The sequence below is a fragment of the Microcoleus sp. PH2017_08_TRC_O_A genome, assembly GCF_020738665.1.
Taxonomy (GTDB): Bacteria; Cyanobacteriota; Cyanobacteriia; order Cyanobacteriales; family Microcoleaceae; genus Microcoleus.
Genome location: NZ_JAEQCE010000007.1, coordinates 24,525 through 46,503 on the forward strand (window position 1 = coordinate 24,525; position 21,979 = coordinate 46,503).

At 45.0% G+C, this 21,979-nt stretch carries 18 protein-coding genes; 10 read left to right on the plus strand and 8 right to left on the minus strand.

Annotation, left to right across the window (positions count from 1 at the left end):
* The first annotated feature begins 5 nt into the window (after positions 1-5).
* The 3 genes from JGK22_RS03625 to JGK22_RS03635 all read left to right on the plus strand — a co-directional run bounded on the left by JGK22_RS03625 (position 6) and on the right by JGK22_RS03635 (position 7,268).
* On the plus strand, positions 6-3,050 hold the full coding sequence (locus tag JGK22_RS03625; protein WP_293204797.1) for a hypothetical protein: 3,045 nt from the start codon (positions 6-8) through the stop codon (positions 3,048-3,050).
* The gene (locus JGK22_RS03630) at positions 3,047-6,703 is read left to right on the plus strand and encodes an ATP-binding protein (protein ID WP_293312354.1); all 3,657 of its coding nucleotides are present in this window, start codon (positions 3,047-3,049) and stop codon (positions 6,701-6,703) included. The genes JGK22_RS03625 and JGK22_RS03630 overlap by 4 nt, the downstream gene beginning before the upstream one ends.
* A gap of 106 nt (positions 6,704-6,809) precedes the next feature.
* The gene (locus tag JGK22_RS03635) at positions 6,810-7,268 is read left to right on the plus strand and encodes a peroxiredoxin (RefSeq protein WP_293183473.1); all 459 of its coding nucleotides are present in this window, start codon (positions 6,810-6,812) and stop codon (positions 7,266-7,268) included.
* Between the two features lie 104 nt (positions 7,269-7,372).
* Here JGK22_RS03635 and raiA read toward each other — a convergent pair whose 3' ends face one another.
* Positions 7,373-8,026: a ribosome-associated translation inhibitor RaiA gene (gene raiA / locus JGK22_RS03640; RefSeq protein ID WP_293189921.1), complete on the minus strand. Its 654-nt coding sequence runs from the start codon at positions 8,024-8,026 to the stop codon at positions 7,373-7,375.
* A gap of 151 nt (positions 8,027-8,177) precedes the next feature.
* Between raiA and lipB the strand changes: the two genes are divergently transcribed.
* Positions 8,178-8,951, plus strand: a complete 774-nt coding sequence (gene lipB / locus JGK22_RS03645; protein ID WP_293183477.1) for a lipoyl(octanoyl) transferase LipB — start codon at positions 8,178-8,180, stop codon at positions 8,949-8,951.
* Between the two features lie 210 nt (positions 8,952-9,161).
* Here the strand turns inward: lipB and JGK22_RS03650 are convergent, their stop codons facing one another.
* Together JGK22_RS03650 and JGK22_RS03655 are read right to left on the minus strand one after the other, a co-directional pair.
* Positions 9,162-9,713, minus strand: a complete 552-nt coding sequence (locus tag JGK22_RS03650) for a single-stranded DNA-binding protein (protein WP_293189923.1) — start codon at positions 9,711-9,713, stop codon at positions 9,162-9,164.
* Positions 9,714-9,973: 260 nt separating this feature from the next.
* On the minus strand, positions 9,974-12,517 hold the full coding sequence (locus JGK22_RS03655) for a mannose-1-phosphate guanyltransferase (RefSeq protein WP_293312355.1): 2,544 nt from the start codon (positions 12,515-12,517) through the stop codon (positions 9,974-9,976).
* Between the two features lie 89 nt (positions 12,518-12,606).
* Between JGK22_RS03655 and JGK22_RS03660 the strand changes: the two genes are divergently transcribed.
* Positions 12,607-12,747 carry a hypothetical protein gene (locus JGK22_RS03660; RefSeq protein WP_293204793.1) on the plus strand — a complete coding sequence of 47 codons (141 nt, stop codon included), beginning with the start codon at positions 12,607-12,609 and terminating at the stop codon, positions 12,745-12,747.
* Positions 12,748-12,853: 106 nt separating this feature from the next.
* On the opposite strand, the gene JGK22_RS03665 is transcribed toward JGK22_RS03660, so the two are convergent.
* Complete coding sequence (locus JGK22_RS03665; RefSeq protein WP_293183485.1) at positions 12,854-13,117, minus strand: hypothetical protein; 264 nt, start codon at positions 13,115-13,117, stop codon at positions 12,854-12,856.
* Positions 13,118-13,136: 19 nt separating this feature from the next.
* Between JGK22_RS03665 and JGK22_RS03670 the strand changes: the two genes are divergently transcribed.
* Positions 13,137-13,334, plus strand: coding sequence for a hypothetical protein (locus JGK22_RS03670; RefSeq protein WP_293149854.1), 198 nt, complete (start codon positions 13,137-13,139; stop codon positions 13,332-13,334).
* Positions 13,335-13,345: 11 nt separating this feature from the next.
* On the opposite strand, the gene JGK22_RS03675 is transcribed toward JGK22_RS03670, so the two are convergent.
* On the minus strand, positions 13,346-14,560 hold the full coding sequence (locus JGK22_RS03675) for a transposase (protein ID WP_293183487.1): 1,215 nt from the start codon (positions 14,558-14,560) through the stop codon (positions 13,346-13,348).
* A gap of 122 nt (positions 14,561-14,682) precedes the next feature.
* On the opposite strand from JGK22_RS03675, the gene JGK22_RS03680 reads away from it, so the two are divergent.
* Positions 14,683-15,420: a class I SAM-dependent methyltransferase gene (locus tag JGK22_RS03680; RefSeq protein WP_293230950.1), complete on the plus strand. Its 738-nt coding sequence runs from the start codon at positions 14,683-14,685 to the stop codon at positions 15,418-15,420.
* Positions 15,421-15,668: 248 nt separating this feature from the next.
* Here the strand turns inward: JGK22_RS03680 and JGK22_RS03685 are convergent, their stop codons facing one another.
* Complete coding sequence (locus tag JGK22_RS03685; RefSeq protein ID WP_293212852.1) at positions 15,669-17,339, minus strand: hypothetical protein; 1,671 nt, start codon at positions 17,337-17,339, stop codon at positions 15,669-15,671.
* A 337-nt stretch (positions 17,340-17,676) separates the two neighbouring features.
* Entirely contained in the window at positions 17,677-18,156 is a 480-nt protein-coding gene (locus JGK22_RS03690; protein WP_293149848.1) for an NUDIX domain-containing protein, read from the minus strand.
* 145 nt (positions 18,157-18,301) lie between these two features.
* Here JGK22_RS03690 and JGK22_RS03695 point away from each other — a divergent pair, with 145 nt between their 5' ends.
* Positions 18,302-19,003 (plus strand): alpha/beta hydrolase, encoded by a 702-nt coding sequence (locus JGK22_RS03695; RefSeq protein WP_293183493.1) that lies wholly within the window; start codon positions 18,302-18,304, stop codon positions 19,001-19,003.
* Between the two features lie 189 nt (positions 19,004-19,192).
* On the opposite strand, the gene JGK22_RS03700 is transcribed toward JGK22_RS03695, so the two are convergent.
* On the minus strand, positions 19,193-20,023 hold the full coding sequence (locus tag JGK22_RS03700; protein WP_293183495.1) for a class I SAM-dependent methyltransferase: 831 nt from the start codon (positions 20,021-20,023) through the stop codon (positions 19,193-19,195).
* A 305-nt stretch (positions 20,024-20,328) separates the two neighbouring features.
* Here JGK22_RS03700 and JGK22_RS03705 point away from each other — a divergent pair, with 305 nt between their 5' ends.
* Complete coding sequence (locus JGK22_RS03705) at positions 20,329-21,105, plus strand: GTP-binding protein (protein ID WP_293312357.1); 777 nt, start codon at positions 20,329-20,331, stop codon at positions 21,103-21,105.
* Complete coding sequence (locus JGK22_RS03710) at positions 21,102-21,917, plus strand: metallophosphoesterase family protein (RefSeq protein WP_293312359.1); 816 nt, start codon at positions 21,102-21,104, stop codon at positions 21,915-21,917. Before JGK22_RS03705 ends, JGK22_RS03710 begins: the two co-directional genes overlap by 4 nt.
* The last annotated feature ends 62 nt before the right edge of the window (positions 21,918-21,979 follow it).

Below are 21,979 nucleotides of genomic sequence, written 5' to 3' on the forward strand. Positions count from 1 at the left end.
ATAGGGTGAACATCTTAAGATTGGACGACAGTGACTTAGTTCCAGTAGACTATGGTGATTTGCTGGACAAAATTTTAGAAGTTTTGCAGGGAAACAATCCCTTTAGCGTGTCGGACGATTCCCGTCGTCTAATTATCGATATTGATACCATTGCTGCTGACGTTGCCAAAATAGAAGTGCGGAAACCCTTGGGTTCCTTTGAACGTCAAGCAGATTGTGCTACTGTGAACTTTCCGCAGGAAGTTGAGGAGCATTTTGGCGACAGAATCAAGCAGATCAAAGAGTGTTTGCGACAACACTTAGAATCTAAATTGCCACAAAATGCTTCTATAGAAAAGTTTATCACTAGCTTAATTACTCCTTTAAGTTCCCCATCTTTTCGGGGAAATGGTCAAGAGTTAGGCTTTAAATACGATTTTGGCAAACGCCACCCTTCTTTAGAAAAAGAAAAGCTAACTTTGCAACCTCTCGATTCTGGTAGCCACGCCACTTTAAAGCTGCATAAATTGACGATTGCGGTGCGAAATACTGATGTTTTTGAACAACAGCTAAAAGAGGGTTTGGAAAACTACATTAGGGAAAATGCCGATACTAGCGACGATAGGCAAGAACTTAGCCATCGTCTGGATGAGATGGTTAAAAATCCAGACTCAGATTTTTACAAATTGATCCGACTGGTAGACAAAGAAACCCTCGGAAAAATTAACAAAGAAGCAAAAATTACTTATCTGGAGTATCTGCTAGAACACATCCGCGCTAGCAGCACAGATACTGTAGGCATCATCTATTTAGAAGACTTGATTCGCCGGCTCAGATTGCTAGAAAAATATATCAACGATAGCAGTAAAGCCGATGGCGAATACGAAGTAAATTATGCAGGATTCCGATTTAATTACAGAGAAATTTTTGCTAGAGCGGAAGTTTTAGATGCACTGCCAATTATCCCAATTGTAGCAGGTTGCTTGGGAGAAAGCACCGATACTCCTCAAAGCGAACGTAAATTTATTTTTGGTCTCAAAATCAAATTTAACAACTCGGTTCAAGCACGCGGCGGAAAAGAAGCATTTGAATATTATCTAAATTTACTAAATCCAGATAGTGAAGAACACCAAGCAGCAATTGGGGAAGATTCTATAGATTCCATTACCGAAACATTCGCCCGTAAGGTCTTAAGAATAGCACTGCTCTACTATTTTGTGTTTGCTTCTCGCCACGATCCACTAGCACAAAACTACGACGCTGAAGCTGAGCTCAATCATCACCCGATCGCAATTTTTGAACAAAGAGTATTACCAATCCTAAAAGGTTCTGACGACGAGGCGAAAAGAGAGCTGTTTCGTAACTTGATCAAAGGGTTTAAGCAGTTTAATATTAAGCACAAAATCAGCCATCTCAAGAAAATGCTGAAAGGCTTTCTGGAACGGCAGACAATTTTACCAAGTCGAACAGAAACAAGACACGTAACCCTCAAAATGGGTCTGTTAGAAAACATTGACAATATTTTGACGAATGGTAAATTTTTCAATGAGATTATGGAGCGAAATTATAAGCAAACACTCCATTATATTGCCATCGAACCGCCGACTGTCAGCGAAACAGTAATCTGTCAATTACCAGTTAATATTACCATCGAAGATGTGCGTTATTTCCCCACAGATGAACGCCAAACTTTCAGCATGGAGTATAATATCGAAGGTGTCGATGTTTTGCCTGTACTTTCTGTACCTAAAGCCGATCGTTCTAGAGCAATTTGCAAACAGCATTTTCAGACTAAATTAGTCTTGTTTCCCTATGACGACAGACGACTAGATAGTGGGGAGAAAGGCTTACAACCTGCGGCGGCTTTTGTCTATAAGTTTACCATGTTGCTGCTGTCTTATGTCTGCATGAGAAGACTACTAGAAAATAAGGCGGAAAACTTATTTATTCCGATGGCGAGACTTCACGAAGGCGTCCATAAACACCCTTCGCCGTCAGAAGAATTTATGGCTAAAGTTTCCAAGACATTATCTCACATTTTGAGTGAAAAATACCGCTCCAGTTCTCAAGGATTTCGGATTAGAGAAAGAGTTGATGGTTTCCGTGTCCGTAACGGTTTGAGTTCGATGTATTCCATCCTTCCTAAAAAGTTTTGCTTCGACAATGTGCAGCTATCTCCAGAGTTGGATAAGTTAGCAATTATTGTCGTCTCCAGTCGGGATAGCGATGCAAAAAGAGGTAATCAAAACCGCTTCCAAAGACAAGCCAGCTTAATCGGAGAAGTTGTCGGAATCAATCAGCTAAACGACAGCACAATTCAAGTTGAAATGCTGAAAACCTTTTCCGAGAATTACAGCGTCAGCCGCCTTTATACTGAACCTGTAATTCTTGAAGATGTGATGAGTCAGCTTTATAACCAAGGATATCGGCATTTCGCATATATTTCCCAAGCACCTTACATGAGTACGCTGCACATTACCAAGACTGAGGAAGATGAGGAATTGTCTTTCATGTCAAAAAAAATGCTCCGAACTTTGAAGGGAGAGCGCCGAGATATCAAAATTTATCCGATGTTTTTTGATAAATACTTTGTCCGCAGTTTCCTAGGCGATCAAGGCAAATCTTTTTACATTCAAGATGCAATGGAGCTTGAAAGATTGTCTGCAAAAGGCAATCAGCAAGCTGTGATATTTTTCAACTTGTTTAACGGGATTAAAGTCAAGCAGCCGGGAGAAAAAAACTTTTACAACGGCGTGATTTCCTACTCAACACTATTGCATATATATGATGGGATTCTGGATGACCAAGACCTTCACGAAGATTTGATTTATGCTGGTGAAATCAAAGATACTTTGCTGCATTATCTTACCATCTTCCACTTTTCTAGGTATGAAGCGCGCCAAAATATTAGTTTGAAACTAGATCCCTATGAGCGGATTATTGGCGATGATTCTGTTGGTGCTTTATCTATATTTAATCATGCGGGTGGGAATGCAGAATTTAACTCGCTGGCTTTTTTGAATAAGGTAAGAGAAGTCTTGAATGTCGGTGATGGAGGTACGCAATCATGATTAGTGAAGATTTTGGACGGCTGTTTGAGGTTGGATTCAATATCGGGATTCTGGCGTATATCCAAAAGGAAAAGCTAGCTCATAATTTCGGAGATTCCTATCGTCTGGATTTACAGCAGCTAAAATTGCCAAAGATGATGGCGGAAATGATCAGAGAAGCTAAGTTGCTGGCTAGTTTAGATACTGAAATCGCTGAGAAATGGAGTTTGTTTTTTGTCCAAAAAGGCTTTCTTGGTGGGTTGAACTTTTTCCGGGAGTACATCAAATCTACAGGCTGGACTTTGGGGCGGTTGGAGATTGTATATTGTCAGTGCAATTTTAGTAATGAGAATAGTATTAGAACCTACAATAAGGATGAAAAAAAAGTATTTAAACAGCTATTATCTCAGTTGACAACTGCCAGAATTAGTTTATTAGATGATCAGATTAACTCGTACATCCGCCGTTACTCGAAAAAAGGCGAGTTTTTGCAGGCTGATACGCTGATGCTGTTACAATATGGGAATGATTTTAGAATTCTCTGCGTTGATTTGTCTGTGTTTTCTCCGACTCTCGCTCCCAAACCGGAGGATATCAATGAAATAGAGGTGATTCGGAAGTATTTGCTCAGAGAAATTAGCTATTTACGCTCCAAAAGTGTGTTTTCTAATCTGCGGATGGATACTAGCACTTTGGGTGTTGATTTCTCGGAGGATTTGAAAGGCTATTTCACAGCTTTTAAGTATAAGGATAAGGAAAGCACTAAGTTAATTCAAGCTGGTAGCTATGCTCACAGCTTCTATGGATTTCTGCAACAAACAGGTATCCTGGGACAAGATGCTGAGGTTTTGTTTAATGTGGTGGGTTATGGCGATCGCAATATTAGCACAATTTCCCTACGCCAGGACAAACTTCAGTTGTTAACAACTTGCGCCGAAATTTACAAAAAAGAAGTTACCAACAAAGAAATTAGTGATTCTCGCACCGAAGTTTTAGGTGTAATCGAACTCAATGCGTCTCGCAGTTTCCAAGAAGGGCGAAAGTTTGTCGATTCTGTGTTAGCAATAGACAAAAATGTTACTAAACCTATATGTCATCCTGAACGGATCGATAATTTTGTTAATTCCATTGATATTATATCAGATAAACTGGCAGATGAATTGCAAATTGAGCGCGGTTTGCATTTGAGGAATGCTCACGCCCAATTGATTGTGAAAGCGCTTCAATCTGATGCAACTTATATCTTTTTGACTGGGAATCCGGGAATAGGTAAAACAACTGCGATCGCAAATTTTCTGAAAAGCCATATTGACGACGGCTTCCTATTCTTATACGTCAGTCCCCGCAAGCAAGTAAACTTAGATATCATCGAGAAATTCAAGGATAAAAATACTGGTTTGTTGTGCGACAATCGGCTATTTTGTATTAACACAAACTCCGATATTATCGCCAGTTATTCGGGAAAGCGTACAGTCAAGTATAACTCGAATAGCCGCGATGAAAACTTTGCACAAAAAACGGTTAATTTTATCAAAGACAATCCAGAAAATCAAGTAAAAGAAAACTATCAGCGGCAAATTGCCAGAAAAAATGAAACCGTAATTGAACCAGCTAGCCTCAAAACTATGGGAGTGCTAAATAGCATTTGTAATGGAATTTATAGCCTAATCAACTGTCAAACTTCTAATAATATTGTAGCTACGGTTTCCATCCAATCTTTAAGGATGAAAGAAAACCGACAAAGTACCCTTGATTATTTAGAACAGATATTTCAAGATACTTACAACAAACGAGAAAAATTAGTCATTCCCACTAAGATGCAAGAAATATCTAGGCGCATCAAACACATCTTCATTATGATAGATGAAATTACAGGAGATGATGGTGGCGTTGAGTTTCTAGCCGGAATTGCCAAGATGGTTAAAAAGCATGAGTTGCATAAGCCACAACATGGTTTTAATACTAAAATTATTGTAGCTGATGCTTCGATTGTTGACCCTGATGTGATTAAACAACACCTTGAAAATACATCCCCAGAACCAGATAAAATCTATTTTAAAAAGTTAGCTAAAAATTCGGATGTAATTGAACCTTTACAAGTTACTCCTTTTGAATTCAAACGGCTAGCCGCAACGGTAATTAATGCCAATTCTTATCCAGCCCGCAGTTTAGAGATAACTTATAAGGTATTTGTAGAAGCTGTTAAATATAATGAAGATGCGTCTTTAAAGGAGGATAATAATTTAGTAAAAAGAGTACAGTCTGAAATAATTCAGGATATCAATCAGCGATTAGCCAAAGCTGATGTCCAACAAATTATCGTCTATATTCAAAATAAGCGAAGATTGGCAGAATTGATTGATAAAATTCAAAAAAAACGAGAATTTAATCAGTTTGAAGATTATCTAGAAATTCATGCGAATATCTCGGAAGAGGAGAAAGCAAAAATACAAGAGTGCAAAGATACAGCTAAAGTAATCTTTATGACTGCATCTGGAAGTCGCGGCTTATCTTTTCCGAAAACGAAGCACATTTTAGTTGATATTGCTCACTTCCAGATTGAGAAAAATCTGATGGAAGTGATACAGGTAATTTATCGGGGGCGCGGCGAAGATAAACAGGGGAAAACTCTTGATGGTGAAGATAAGGAGTTAGTTTTTTACGTGTCTGATACAGCAGTTTATTACGCTGATGATGCGGAACTTTCCCTACAAGAAAGTAAGTTGAGTTTGTTGAATTTACTGCTAATTCTGAAGACGGCGGTGATGACGCGAATTGTCGGATATGGTTATTTAGGTAGGGAAAAGTTTGTGATGATTCCGATTGGTGGTAAGTCGGTTTCCGCAGTGGGAGATACTTTTAGTAACAAGATGGCTTCTCTGATTAAAACGCTAAAGAGCGAAAGCATCCGAGGAAATAGGTTGCTAAAGGAGGTTTATACAAGTCTAGAAGAGCTTTTGGGGCGTGGGGAGTTTGTTTTGACAAATTCTGATAACTCTCGTCACAAGGGCGATTCCTATCTGGAAATGCGGGATGATTTTAACAAGAAGTTTTTGGAAAAGTGTAATCCGCTGGATGGTTTGCTGAGTTATGATAATTTAGAGATTGGTCATGTTTGTGGTAGTTTGTTGGTAGTGCCTCTAGCTAATCAAAATTTGCTGGAAAAATACCAGATGCGACTACGCGAACAAATTCAGAAATGTAGAGATAATGGGTTGCTGCAAAAAATGCGTCTAATTAGGGATAGCAAGTCGTACCCGGAGAATGTACGATCGGCTATAAGAGGAGGTGCGATCGAGCTTTTGCAATTTCTGAACAGCGATGTGGAGAAAACTCAGTATTTTGAACAACTCAGCCAACAGTTCGATCGCTATTATGCCATACCGCTGTTTGCTTTCGTTAGCGGGGAGGAAATGCAGGAGTATTTTGCTGACAGCGGGCTGGAGGAACCGGAAGACAGGCAGTTTCGGGATATTTTGTCGGCTTATATGCGAGAAATGTATCCTGTAGATAGTGTAATGCCGATCGGACACAAGTACCAAGACTTCCCATTTATCGTGTTTAGAAGCTACAGTTTAGAACAAAGTCGATCCAAGATGTTCACAGATAAGTACCTGTTGAGCTCCAACGAGTTGAACGTGCTCAACTTGATTTTATCAAAAGATGCCAATTAACCCATCTGCGTTCATCTCCGTTCATCCGCCCTCATCTGCGGTTCAAAATCCTCTTCCCGTAACTACCGTATAATAATCAATAAACAAAACACTCACTTAAATAAATATGACTGTCAAAGTAGGAGACATCGCACCGGATTTTAGCTTATTATCTCAAACTGGCTCATCAGTCAGTCTCAAGGATTTTAAAGGCAAAAAAAATGTCATCGTCTACTTTTACCCCAAAGATGACACGCCCGGATGTACTGCGGAAGCTTGCGCTTTTCGTGATAGTTATGAAGTTTTCAAAGACGCAGGTGCAGAAGTAATTGGGATTAGCGATGATTCGCAGCAGTCTCACCAAAAATTTGCTACCAAATATCAGTTACCTTTCACATTGTTGAGCGATACTGGCAATAAAGTGCGGCAATTGTACGGGGTTCCAGCTACCATGTGGATTATGCCCGGTAGAGTCACTTACGTCATTGACAAACAAGGTGTTGTCAAGCATATTTTTGACTCAATGCTGGATTTTAAGGCGCACGTTGCTGAGTCTCTCAAAACTTTGGAAGGTATTAAAGGTTAGATATGATTGGATCGGATTGATTTAACCGCAGAGAGCGCAGAGAACACAGAGGAAGAGTAAGACAAAGAGAGGAATTTAGTCCTCTCTTTGCTATTAGCAATTATCTAACCTTTCGCAGCACCTGATTTTTCATGTGCTACGTTGTGGGCGGTTTTGCCATTCTTACTATTACCGTGGCCGTTAGCATTGCGAGGCTGGATAACTCCATAGCCGCTTTGACTCTTGCGTTCGTAAAGCACATTAATTTCGCCTGTTTCTGCATTCTGAAACATATAGAAATCGTGGTCGATAATCTGCAATTGTTCTAAAGCTTCTTGCACAGTCATTGGAGGCATGGCAAAATACTTTGTCCGTACTACTTCGGGTGGAAGTTCGGGAGTTCGATCGCCAATCAAATCTGCTACTATAGGATGTTCTTCAACTGCCGTAACCGTTTTGGCACTACTCTGGGTCTTGTTGTCGTGGCGTTTTTCCTTAAATTTCCGCAGTTGACGAGCTATCTTGTCTGCGACCAAATCGATGCTAGCATACAGGCTTTCCGTGCTTTCCTCAGCCCGAATCACGCTGCCGTTAGCATAGATAGTCACCTCAGCAGTCTGCTTAGGATTGATCCTGGGGTTACGAGCCACCGATAGATGAATATCCACTTCCGTCGTCAAAGTTTGAAAATGGCTAACTGCCTTTTCAACTTTTTGATTGACGTACTCGCGAATGGCATCGGTGATTTCTATATTTTTACCCTGGATAACAAGCTTCATAGAGCTCCCTCCCTTCTGTAACGTGGGTATAGTTTATACAATAGCACTATGTATTCTAGAAAACACTTATCTTCCAAATCTTTTTTCATATGTTGACAATTCTTGATTTTAACTGCGTAAATATTCCGTAAAAACACTGTTGATTTTTTTCATGATTTCCCCTCTCATTCATCAACCTGCGATCCCCGAACCGTGCTTGCTCCTCGATTGGGGACAAGTACCCTACTCCCAAGCTTGGGAAATCCAGCAAAAACTCGTGCAAGAACGCCGGGACAATCCCGATTTGCCGGATGTGCTGATTTTGCTGGAACATCCGCCGGTTTACACTTTGGGGCTGGGATCGAAGTTGGAATTTCTGAAGTTTGACCCGAGCCAAACTCATGCGGAGTTGCACCGAGTTGAGCGGGGCGGGGAGGTGACTTACCATTGTCCTGGCCAGTTGGTGGGCTATCCTATTTTAAATTTGCGCCGCCACCAGCAGGATTTGCACTGGTATTTGCGACAGTTGGAGGAAGTGCTTTTGGGAGTGCTGGAAGTTTGCGGGCTGAAGGGTTCGCGGGTTCCGGGAATGACTGGGGTTTGGGTGGATGGGTGCAAGGTGGGTGCGATCGGCATTAAAGTCAGTCGCTGGATTACGATGCACGGTTTTGCTTTGAATGTTTGCCCGGATATGGCAGGTTTTGGGCAAATTGTACCTTGCGGGATTCCCGATCGACCGATTGGTAGTTTAGAGCAGTTTATTCCGGGGATTGAGGTCGATCGAGTTAGGGCGATCGTTGTTGCTGAGTTTGCTCGCGTTTTTGGGGTGGAAATTGTGCGATCGGATCGGGAAATTGTGCGATCGGATCAAACGGCGGTTGAAACCGCGTCTACAAACGATGACGTACGGTTGAAACCGCGTCTACAAACCAAGACGTACGGTTGAAACCGCGTCTACAAACGATGACGTACGGTTGAAACCGCGTCTACAAAAACGAAGTCTGCCTCCGCAGACTGAAGAAAATAACGTAAATTTAACCACCCGTTTTTCAACCCGCGGAGGCGGGTTTTGCCTGTGTAGACGCGGTTTCAACCGCCGTCGGATCTATTCGCCGTCGGATCTATTCGCCGTCGGCTCTTAAAACGGAATCGGCTCTTAAAACGGAATCGGATCGTAATCGGGATTGTCAGCTTCGTTAGAGGAACCAGACTTGCGATCGGAGTCCGAAGACTGATGCGAGTTCCAATCCGAACTAGACGGGCGGTTAGCAGGGGCTGGAGCGCTGTTAGAACTGCGGCCTCGGGAACTCATGGGAACCACATTGCTCGGCACATTAGCCGGGGCGGTGTCGCGAATTTGAGCGGGTTCGGGGGCGGTTCTAGCTGCGGGTGCAGCGCTCATAGCATCGGCGCCGAGAGTGTAAATTCTTTGGGCTGTCAGTTCAGCGCGCTTTTCTTTGATACCATCTCTGTCGATCGTATTCATACCCAGCCGCCCTTCAATAATCACGCGATCGCCCTCGCGATATTTGTCGTGAATTTCTTGAGCTAAATTGCCCCATCCTATCACCTTCAAATGTTCTGGCGGATCTTCAGGTCTCGACCCTGGAAACTGCACCAGCATCTCAGCGATTTGAAGTTGATTGTCTGGAGTATAACGGAGTTGCGGTTGTTGAATTATTTCCGCCATTAAAATGCAGCTATTCATAACTTAAATGGGAATTGGGAATTGGGAATTGGGCATTGGGCATTGGGCAAAGAGGGAATTGGGCAAAGAGGGAATTAGTCATTGGGAAAGCGAGGGTTTGTAGTGAGGACTTTAGTCCTCTCTTTATATATGAATTAATAAGGACTAAAGTCCTTACTAAGAACTGAATTATCGTTGCATAACCGGACATAATATAATACCCGATTACCCATTACCGATTACCCATTCCCAATTCCCAATTCCCAATTCCCAATTACCCATTACCCATTACCAAATTTATCTTGTCGAACCGCCTCTTCGCTTTGGGTCACAAAATCGTGAACGAGGGCGCGGTACTCTTTCAAAGTTTCAGATACCCAATCTCTGTCCTCGCTGTTGGCGAAGATATGAACGGTGGGTTCGCTAGCATCGGGCAAAACTAATACCCAATTGTCGTCGCTGTAGTTAAAAATCTTCACTCCATCTATTAATTCTAAACGATCGGGCGAATGAGTTTCTACCAAATGCCGCATGAGCGAACCTTTTACCGTCCAAGGACAGCGGACGCTGTAACTGCGGTGGGTGACGCGGGGAAGTTCCGCTTTGATCTGTCCGAGCGATCGCTCCTGAATCGTCATCATTTCTATCACTTTAGCAATGCAGAACATTCCGTCAAACCCCGGATGCAATTGCGGGAAAATAAAACCCATATTGCCGCTACCGCCCAAAACCACATTCGGGTTCCTGTTAGAGGCTTCCATCAATGCACTTGGGTTTGCCTTAGTGCGGATTACCTTGCTTTGATAGCGGCGGGCGATCGCCTCCACCGCAGAAGACGCATTCACCGGTACTACTACTGTACCTCTGGGATGGGAAGTCAGCATCAAATTTACCATCAGCGCCGTCAGCATTTCCCCACGAATCGCTATTCCCGACTCGTCTACCAAAATGAGCTGTTCGCCGTTCGCAGACACCTGCACGCCAAAATTAGCGCTGAGTGCTTTTACCACCCGGCCGAGTTGGTCGAGCAAATATTCCCGTTCTCCGTTGCTCAGAGAAGTCTGCTTGAGACTAGCATTGAGTACCACCGCATCACAGCCGAATTTGGCGAGCATTTGCGGCAGAATTGCTCCGGAAACCGCGTAAACGTAATCGATCACCACCTTAGAATTGCTGTAGCGAATTGCCTCAACATTCATCTGCCGCTCAAACATCCGGTTGTAAACGTCGAGTGCTTGGTTAAAGTACGACATATCTCCAATTTCGGGAATCAGAGCCCTGCGTAAATCTTCCTTAAAATAAGCGCCCTCGATTTTTTTCTCCGCAGCTTTAGTGATATTGATACCTTTGATATCGAAGAATTCAATTAAAATGTGGTCGGAGCGATCGGGCGAAATCCGAACGTGAATGCCGCCAGCAATTGAGATCGTAGACGAAACCGTGCGCGCGATCGGAATTGCCGTCGATTCCAAATTGACTACATTAATTCCCACCGACATCAAACCCGCAATCAAAGATCTCGAAACCATCCGCGAAATACTGCGCTGATCCCGAGAAACCGATACCGAAGCCCCTGGTTTCAAAGTTGAGCCGTAAGCCGCGCCCAATTTAACGGCAAATTCCGGGGTAATATCCACATTGGCCAGTCCTTGAACGCCCCGCTGGCCGAACAAATTCCGTTTAGCTTGTTCTCCCCAAATTAAATTTTGATTCAACAGAGCGCCGGATTCAATATTTTTGCTCGGCCAGACTCGCACGCTAGGGCCGACTTGCGCCTCTTCTCCGACAATGGACATTGAACCGACGACAGCACCTTCGAGGACGTGGGCGCGCCTGTCTACGCGGGTACTGCGGCAAATCACGCAGGCCCTGAGATGAGCATCTTCGCCGATAATTGCTCCATTCCAGACAATGGGACGTTTGAGATTGGCGTCGGCCCCGACTGTGACATTATCTCCGATGACCGTATCGGCATCGATTTTAACTCGGGCTCCAATCCGGCAATTGTTGCCGATCATCGCCGGTGTTTCGACGATCGCGCTATCGTCAATAAAAGTATTTTGACCTACCCAAAGTCCCGATCGAACTTCATCGTAGTAGCTCAAATCCAGTTTGACCTTTCCCCGCAATGCGTCATACTGAGCTTCCCGGTAAACATCCAACTGGCCCACATCGCACCAGTAACCCTCCGCGATGTAACCGTACATCGGCTCGTTTTTTTCCAACAGCAGCGGAAACAAGTCTTTCGAGAAGTCGCACTCTTGATTTGCCGGCAGGTAGTCCAATACTTCTGGTTCTAAAATGTAAGTGCCGGTATTGACGGTATCGGAGAAAATTTCGCTGCTAGAAGGCTTTTCCAGAAAGCGACTGATCCGGTGATTTTCTTCCGTAATTACTACCCCGAATTCCATTGGGTTGGGAACGCGAGTTAAAATTAACGTAGCTTTGGATTTATTGCTGCGGTGAAATTTGATAGCTTCTGTCAAGTCGAAGTCTGTGATGCTATCGCCGCTGATGACCAGAAAAGTTCGATCGAGCAATTCCGCAATATTTTTGACACAACCAGCCGTACCCAGCGGTTGGTCTTCCTCCACAGCGTAGGTCATTTGAACGCCAAAGTCTGTCCCGTCGGTAAAATATTCGCGCATGACATCGGGAAGGTAGTGCAGCGTCGCAATAATTTCCGTAATATTATGCCTTTTTAGCAAATTGATAATGTGTTCTGCGATCGGGCGATTCAGAATCGGCACCATCGGTTTAGGTAAATCGCACGTCAGAGGTCTGAGCCTCGTTCCCGACCCCCCAGCCATCAGCACAGCACGCATAAACAATCCTCCTTACTTAGAAACCTCTCTACCGTTATTGTCCGCTAGAAAAAGCTTGCCTGCTGTAACCTGTGGGGTACTAACTATCAGTGTTAATTATCTTTGAGTTATCCCACGTCTCAGAAATCCAGGAAGGAGAAGCCGTCGCCCAACAGCCACCGATTTCAACTTTTGGGTGGAATCTGAGAAAGGGCGCGATAGAACTCCAATTTGTAGGGAATGTTGCGTAAATCCTCAGAATCATCGACTTTTGCCAGAAGTCGTTTCTTGCATCTTGCACCCTGAAAGGTATCTGCTTGGCTTTTATAGCAACCGCAGCCGACGACTGGACTGTTCTTAATTGCTGAAACCCTTGCTGAATATTGCTTCTTGTTTTTTCCTTCCTCCCTCTTCCTTCCTCCCTCTTCCTTCTTCCTTCTTCCTTCTTCCTTCTTCCTTCTTCCTTCTTCCTTCTGCTATATTTTTCAGTCTGTGGCGATCGGGGATTTTCAAGTCTCTAGCTGAAGGTAGAATTACAAGGGCGTATCTCTGCACCAGAGCAGTTGAAAAATGATAGATTAAGAATAGCGATACAGGCTCGCTGACGAAAAATCCAATCACTCGCTTAGGGGGTTATTTAATGGAACCGTTAATTGGATTAGTGTTGCTAGTCGCTTACGGCGGCGGTATTTGGAAATTTTGGAATGGTTTCGATCGCACTAATTTCGACAGAAGTTTTGCAAATAAGCTGAAACTGTCGCTGCTGTGGCCCGCGTTAATTTTTAATAAGCCTTACCGTCAAAACTTTACAAAAGCACTCAAAGGCTCTAGAAGTTGACACTCTCCGCTCTAAAGAGACGGGGATTCTTTCATCACAGGGAGCCTAGTAGCTTTACCCTCTGAAAGCATCTTGACGGTATGCCCTACCGCTGCAAGCCCACGCTGGACTACTACCTGCGCTGCTGCTACATCTCTATCTGCTTCATATCCACACTCAGGACATTGATGAATTCTTAAGCTCAAAGGCTTCTTTCCTGTATGAGTCTGGCACTGAGGGCAGGTTTGAGATGTACCATTTTTATCTACCTTTAATAAAAATACATCTTTCTTGAAACAAACATATTCCAGAATAGATAGAAATTGTCCAAATCCCGCATCTAGAGTGTGCTTGCAGAGCATCCCTTTTGCCATTGCTTTGACATTCAAATCTTCAGCAAATATCATTCCTGCTTGATTACAGAGATGATGGGCGGTTTTGAAATGGAAATCCTTCCTACTGTCACTGATATGTTGATGGTATCTTGCTACTTTTTTTTGAGCTTTTTGCCAGTTTTTTGACCCGATTCTTTTGCGACTGACTACTTTTTGCAGCGATTTCAGCTTGCGTTGAGCATCCACAAAGAATTTAGGTCTGGCAACTAGTTCATTATCGGAGGTAGCGAGAAATTTCTCTAAACCTAGATCGATTCCTAGGGCATAGCCATGAGGCATGGTAGTAGGGATACTTACATCTAGAGCTAAAGCTAACATGGCAAAGTATCCAGAGGCTCTTTTAACTATTCTGATTTGCTTGACTACAAAACCATCAGGGATAGGTCTAGAATCTCTGAACTTAACTAAGCCAATACTGGGTAGGTTAATCCTATTCCCGATTACTACGGTTTGATTAGGAGTAGGGAACAGGAAACTTCTGATTCTGCCTTTCTTCTTAAACCTCGGAAAGCCAAAACCTGATTCCCACATAGAAGTAAAGGCTTTCTCTAATTGCTTGAGAACTTGCTGCAATACTTGGGAGTGGACAGTTTTTAGCTCTGAATTACTTTGTCTAGCGGTGGTCAAAGATTTGCACTGCACGGCAAAGTTTGGTCTAGGGCTATCAACGGGAATAATGTATTCGGATTTTAGGCTACAGGCGTTGATTGCACATGACCTTGAGTTGTACCAGTCTTTCCGCTCTCTAAGAGCATAATTCCACACCTTGCGACAGACTTCTAACCAGTGGTCAAAGGTCTGAGATTGGGATGAAGTGGGTTCTAGTTTGTACTCGTAGGTCATGTTTAGCATATCTCTATAATAGCTTATCTAGGGCTAAGATGGTAGATAGAAATGGAATAGTGCAATAATTAAAAAATTAAAGCCGTCCTAGAAGGACGGGGCTTTAGACCCAATTTCTTGGTAATTAAAGAATGTCTAAAAAGTCGGAACGCCCAGCAGCAGGTCAAGAGCAGACTTGGTTTGCCAAAGACAAATCAGATAGCTGGCAAGCTTTACTATCGCAGGTTGCATCTCGGTTCGATCGCGAATATCGAGGAGAAGCATTCGCCTTACCCGAAGAAGTCGAAGCAATGCCGATTTTCCTGGAATCAGTCGCCGGAACCCTGCAAGAAAAAACAGTATCTCCCTTCTGGAAAATTGCCAAACCCCAAAAAAATCAGCGCTGTTTAGATATTGGCTGCGGAGTCAGCTTTCTGATCTATCCTTGGCGGGATTGGGAAGCCCTTTTTTACGGTCAAGAAATCAGCAGCGCCGCCCGAGATGCCTTAAACGCTCGCGGCCCTCAACTTAATTCCAAGCTATTTAAAGGCGTAGAATTGGCTCCCGCCCATCGCTTAAATTACGAAGAGGATCAATTTGACTTGTGCATCGCCACAGGCTTTAGTTGCTATTTTCCCATAGATTATTGGGCTATTGTCATGGCAGAAGTGAAGCGAGTATTAAAACCAGGCGGTCATTTTGTGTTTGATGTCCTCAATCCCAATGCACCTCTAGCAGAAGATTGGGCAATTCTGGAAACTTATCGAGCAGGCGAAGTATTCTTAGAGACAATAGAAGACTGGGAAAAAATGATTAAAGTGGCAGGCGCTAAAGTAGTAAAAAAACAAAACGGCGACTTATTCCAAATGTATAAAGTCCAATACAATTGAGAGGGCATGGGGCATGGGGCATGGGGCATGGGGAATTGGGTGAAGCGGAGGGATTGGCCTTCCCAGGGCATGGGGCATGGGGCATGGGGAATTGGTAATTGGGTGGGATTTTTTTAGGTCAGATCCAGTTAAAAATGTAGAGTGCGCCAGCAAATATAAATTGGTTTGCTAGGCAACAAATATTGCAACTGACGCACCCTACTGACTGATCGCCAATTACCAAATACCAATTCCCACCCAATTAACAATTAATTGGCCGTAGCAGGAGAAGGCGCAGGAGAAGGCGCAACTTCGGCGGCGGGAGAAGGCGTAGATTCCGGAGAAGGCGCAGCTTCTGGCGAGGGAGACACTTCAGCGGCGGGAGAAGGCGCAGCTTCTGGCTGCGGGGACTGCTCGCTGGCGGGAGAAGGTGCAGCTTCTGGCTGCGGGGACTGTTCGGGGGCTGGTTTCGGTTGGGGAGAAGGAGATTGTTCGGCGGCGGGTTTCGGTTGAGGTGAGGGTGACGGTTTGGTTGCGGGTTTTGGTGAGGGCTGTGGCGACTGTTGGGCCCCTGGTTGCGGTTTGTTAGAGGGCGCCGGAGGCTTCTCAAACTGCGGTTTCACTTCCGCAGGGGCTGGTGACTGTTCGCCTGTCGGCTTGGGTGCTGTCGGGGCTGGCGCTAGCGGCTGCGGGCCTGTGGGCCTGGTTGGGGTTGTGGATGGGGTGACAGGAATGCCACTGCAAACTTTTTCGTCGTATTTAAACGCGACAGCCAACTGGTAAAGCTTGTGGGTGCTGGCTGCTTGAAATGTCAGATTAGGGTTAATAATCGCTGTTTTAGCCACAGTATCGAGAATACCGTAACCTGTGGGGACGATCGGCTTAGGCTCTGCCTTGAGCAAACCTTGAGGGCTGACAACTGCTCCGAAAACTGCCGTTCCTTCGAGTTTTTGCGAGCAAGCTTCTTTGGGATAAGCGACAGTCACAGGAGTCGGCCCCGTCATTTCCAAGTCGGGGTAAGCTCTTTTGAAGTCATTAAACAAAGCAACATAGGTATTAGCAGCAGCCAGCAATGTCTCTCTGTCCTTGGGTAAGTTTGAACCGGGAACTCCCTGCTGTTCTAGCTGTTGCTGTCCCTGGTCAAATTGTTGCCTCCTGATTCTTTCTTCGGGAGTTTCTGCGATGAGATTCCGTTTATTGGGATCTTTTTGAGTCAATTTCGGTACTCCATCGGGCCCTGAATTCCTCCCACCAATGGGGAATTCCGGGGTAAAGACTGGAGCTCCGTCTGGGAATAGCGGGAGTCCGCCTCTACTGGCTATAACCCTTTTGAGAGTCTCTGCCTCATCTTCGGAGGTGCCGCCAGGAAGCTGGGGTAATCCTGTTACTCCTGGTGGCGGTGGGGGGATATTACGATCGAAATTACCGGGTAATGGCGGGAAAATCAAACCGCTGGGAGGCCCTTGGGGGACGAAAGTTGGTGTTTTGAGAGAGGGGGGTTTGACCGTTGGAACTGAAGTTTGTGACTGCGGGGCGGCTGGGGCAGTTAATGGCGGGAGAGGGGGATCGAGAGGCGCAAAGAATCCAGGAGGTGGCATTCCCGGTGGCAGGGCGGGCAAGTTAACCGGTGGAGGGGGCAAAGGGGGAGCTAACTTTGGGGAGGTGGGAACGGGAACTGGTGCGATCGAAAACGGCTTATTGGACGATCGCGGTGGTATGGTTTGTGGCAGGCGGCCGGCTTCTGCGGGAGTTAGTTGTACGAATCCGACGGAACCGGGGATGTTTTTTGAGGAATTGCCACCACCATAGATGATGTTTGAGATTGTCGGGGCGCTTACTCCGAGCACTCCGTGAAGGCCGACAGAAGCTAGGGCTGCCCACCAAAAAGGCTGGCGCAGCGGTTCGGAAAGGGCGTTGGCTAGGGAGGATGAGTCAGTCATGACGATCGAGAATTGGTTATTGGTTATTGGTTATTTGTTACCGATATTTTTTTATGGGGAGCGGGTCAAAACTAAAAAATTTGCAATTTAAAGGTACAAGCATAGCACGATCGCCCTGGAAATTGCCCGATCGCTAGTGCCTTCTCACAAAAAAGACCGCTGCAATACCGTCATTTCCCGGCTGGCAAACTGCATTAATCGATTAAACACGATCGGCCGCTGCGATCGACCCCTGTTTCCAATTCGGTTACAGAAAGGAATTTGGACGGATGACTAAAAAGCTGACTGCATAAGTCTTTTTTCCTCTTCCCTCTTCCCTCTTCCTTCTTCCTTCTTTTTACCACCGATAGCGGTAAGTTTTAAAAGGAGCTCCCTCAACGCTCAGCAAGTCGATCGGATAAATTGGAGCGCCGCTTGCCATATATTGAAACATTTCCCGAACTTCCTCTCCGCGCAGCGACAACTGGTCTAACTCTTTGAGAGAATACCAACCAGCACACAAAGTAAACTCGTCCGGCTTGCTCTTGGGTGGCGTCTTATCTTCAGGACGAGCCACAAAAATCACCCTCAGGCGCACGTTGCCCCTAGGCATCACCGTATGCTCTACCCTGAGAATTCCCTCCACGATCACAGGAATGCCCGCTTCCTGGACAGTATTGCGCTGAGCAGCTTCAAGCAAAGTCTCGCCTTTTTCTACTCGCCCTGCTGGCAGATACCACTGCTGCTCGTACTTGCGCTCTTGTACCAGTAGAAAACGGTCTTCTAAGTGAACGACAACTAGGGTAAAATACAATGTTGGAATCGGCTCGCGAGCCATAGAAGTAGATATTCCCCAAGCAAAAAGTTTAACGAGCAAGAGATGTTAGCCATCCAAAGGATGCTTCGGCAAGCGTCTTTGAAGTTGAAAAATAGATCCTAGCACCCCGGCCGAAAAATCTAAAGTCTAAAATCTAAAATTGATAATGCCATTACCTACCGTGATTTTGCCAGGATATTTTGCTGCTGCTTCAGACTATCGGGAATTAGAAAAATCTTTGGTCGATCGCGGTTTCCCAACTGTAACAGTACCACTGGGCAAGGCAGATTGGTTGCCGACTTTTGGCGGGCGATCGATGGTGCCAATTTTGCGGAAGCTCGATCGCACGGTCAAACAAATGTTACAGCAATACGGCGTCTCTCAAGTAAATCTCATCGGTCATTCCGCAGGCGGCTGGATTTCTCGGATTTATTTAGGCGAAAAGCCTTATACAATTCACGGCGACGTGCGGTCGGATGCGGGTTTGTGGGAAGCTCACCCTTGGGTCAACACTTTAATTAGTTTAGGCACGCCACACGTCTCTCAAGAGCGCTGGACGCGCAAAAATCTAGATTTTGTCAAAATTCATTATCCCGGTGCTTTCCACCCGCAGGTGCGTTACGTCTGCGTTGCTGGGAAATCTGTTTTTGGTAAGCCTAGTTTTGGAACTTGGCTGGCCTATAAAAGTTACGAGTTGACTGTGGGGAAGGGCGAAACTTGGGGCGATGGAATTACGCCGATTGAAGCTGCTCTTTTGGATGGGGCCGAAAATTTGGTGCTGGAGGGTGTTTGGCATTCGCCTCGCTCTCCGGGGAGGTGGTATGGTTCGCTGGAGGTTTTGCCGAATTGGGTTGGGTATTTGTGTTAGAAACGAACCGCGAAGACGCGAAGGACACGAAGAAAGAAAGAAGAAGAAAATAGAAGGGTTCACCAACAATAATTGCCAATAATCGACAATCTCATAAACCCGCCCCCGACTTGAGAGTTATTCGATATTTCTATTAGACATTTGGCAAAAAGAGCTTCAAGAACAGGCAGGATGCCTGTTCCACAAAAATTATGGGAGATATCTATTGAGTTTTTTCCCGCAAGCCATCAACCAAAAACTCATCATCGATCGATCGCCCGCAGCGGCAAACTCATCCCGGGAAATTAGATAACTCTCTATTTCCGACTCGGAAATCAGCCCTTGTTTGACCATTTGTAAAATCGGCCCGGAGTCCAGCAAAGGTTCAAAGGCTTGAATGCCGATGATATCGCTGTGGCTGACAACGGCTTCTAAATCGACGTTACCAAACTTAGCTTCTTTCAGAATGCGGCACAGGTTTCGCCCTACGCATAAATTACCGCCCCGAGAGGCCATCACCTGTTTGAATTTCTCCCGGACAATCTCGACTGACCAAGGTGGATTTGTCAGCCAAAATAGATCCGCATCGCTATCGATAATCACCAGTTTACCACTCGGTTTTAAGATGCGGAAGATTTCTCTGGCTGCTGCGACGGGATCTGGGAGGTGAACAAATAGCAAACGGGCGATCGCAAAATCAAATGTATTATCCTCTAAACCAGTATCTGCGATCGATGCTTGAATGCGATTCACGCGATCGCCTCCTTTGTCCTGCAAATATCCTAGAGCTTTCTCGTGCAATACCGGGTCGATTTCTACGGCTGTTAACAAACTGTTTGGCAGTAATTTTAAAAGTTGTTCGGTAAAAAATCCCGGCCCGCTACCCGCTTCTAAAACATTCATCCCGTCGGCTAAACCGAACCACTTTAAGGTGCGTGCTTCTTTTTCCCAACTGAGCACAACTTGAGCTTTTAATCGCTGGATTTCTGCGTCAAGTTCCAGATTGTACGTACTGGCTTGATACGAACTTTCTGCTGGCATAAAGTCTTCTTTCTTCCTGGAGTGATGCCCCGATTATAGTAGACCTCTTGCAAAATAGCTAGGAACGGGCAAGATGCCCGTTCCACAATTTTTTTTTCTGTGGAATGGGCATCTTGCCCGTTCCAAAATTTGATTAAAACGATTTTTGCAAGAGATCTAGTGTAGGGCAGGCACGCGGGAAATCGGATTATTGGAACCGATGTTCGGAGGCTCTACCTCTCTTATGGAGGGGCATCGGGTGCGATCGCCAAATTAAATCTAAATATCTAAGAGCTAATTTGACTGAGAACGATTATCATTGTATTATGAGTCAACCTACAATCACCGCCGTAGCGGGCCCGCCCGGAAGTGGCAAAACAACCTGGATTCGACAGCAGCTAGCCGTCGAGACAGCACCCGTACTGTATTGGTGTCCCGGAACCGGCAATGTGCCGATCGACCAAACCTGCATCGCCGCCGAATTCCCCCAAATCACCATCCTGACAGACGGCCAAGAATCCGAGTTCGCGAAACACCTAAACAACGGCGTTTCAGCTTACATTGAACTGGGATTTTACCTACAATTAACATCAATAGAAAACCTGCTTCAAAGCTTCCCCAGTCGCCGATTCGCTGTCGTACCACCAGACATCAAAAACACCGAATGGCATCAATGGGCGGATGTAATTGTAGAGGGCATAGCCGTTAGCGGCGAACCGGAAAAACTATCAATTTGGCGCAGCCCCGCCAGCGGACAAGTCCTCGATCCAGCCAGCCTCGATCTGTTTTGGTACGAAGAAATGACCCAAGGAGCCTACGGCAAAATCCACCGAGCCAAAGGCATTTTTGACATAGCCGATGGGCGTTCTTTCTACTTCGACTTCGCCGCGAAATTCCAAGAAACTGCCCACGAAGAATTGCCACTTCCCCGCTGGCTCGAAGGCCGTCCCCAAAGATTTAGCGGCATAGAAATAGTCGGCGAAAATCTCGATGAAACAGCATTAGGACAAACCCTAGAAGATTGCTGTCTGTCGGAAACAATCATGTTGAATTACCAACAACAAGTCAAAGAATCACTTTCATTAGGAGAAGAAACAGAATGAAAATAGCAGTTATGTCCTGCATTCATGGCAACTATGAAGCCTTAAATGCAGTTTTATCAGATATTGACGAACAACAAGCCGACAAAATCTTTTGTCTCGGAGATTTAGTCGGCTACGGCCCCAATCCCCACGCCGTAGTAGAAATGATTCGATCGCTCGACATTCCCACTTGCGTCGGCTGTTGGGATGAAGATATTGTCGAAGGTTTGAACTCCTGCGAATGTAGCTATCCCTCAGTTTTAGCCGAAAAAAGAGGCAAATTAGCTCACGAATGGACTAACAATCAAATCTTCCCAGAAACGCGAGAATATTTAGCCACTTTGCCACACAGTCTGCGAGAAGACAATATGTGTTTTGTTCACGGTAGCCCTCACAGCAATCATGAATATTTACTGCCGACAATGGATGCTTTTTCTGCCTTAGAGCGGGTATTTTCTGCGGGTGCTGATGTGCTGTTTTGCGGTCACACTCATGTACCATATGTCCGTACTTTAGATGCTGGAAATATGCAGGTTAGAGTCAGCGGGCCGAGCATTGAAGTAGATAAAGATTTAAGTTTTACTGCTCCTTTAAAGCGGATTGTGAATGTTGGTTCTGTAGGAGAACCGCGCCACGGTAGACCGAATGCTACCTATGTGATTTATGATGTTGACGCGCAACAGGTGATATTGCGAGAAGTGGAATATGACTATCAAACTACTTGCGCTGCAATTATTGAAAAAGGTTTGCCGCCGATTTTTGCTTGGCGTTTGGCTAGAGGTTTGGAATATGCCGAAAGAGCTGACGATCCAACTCATGTTTGTGAGAGATAGATAAACAGTTGACAGTTGACAGTTGACAATTGACAATTCAATCATTCCAATGCAACCAGAAA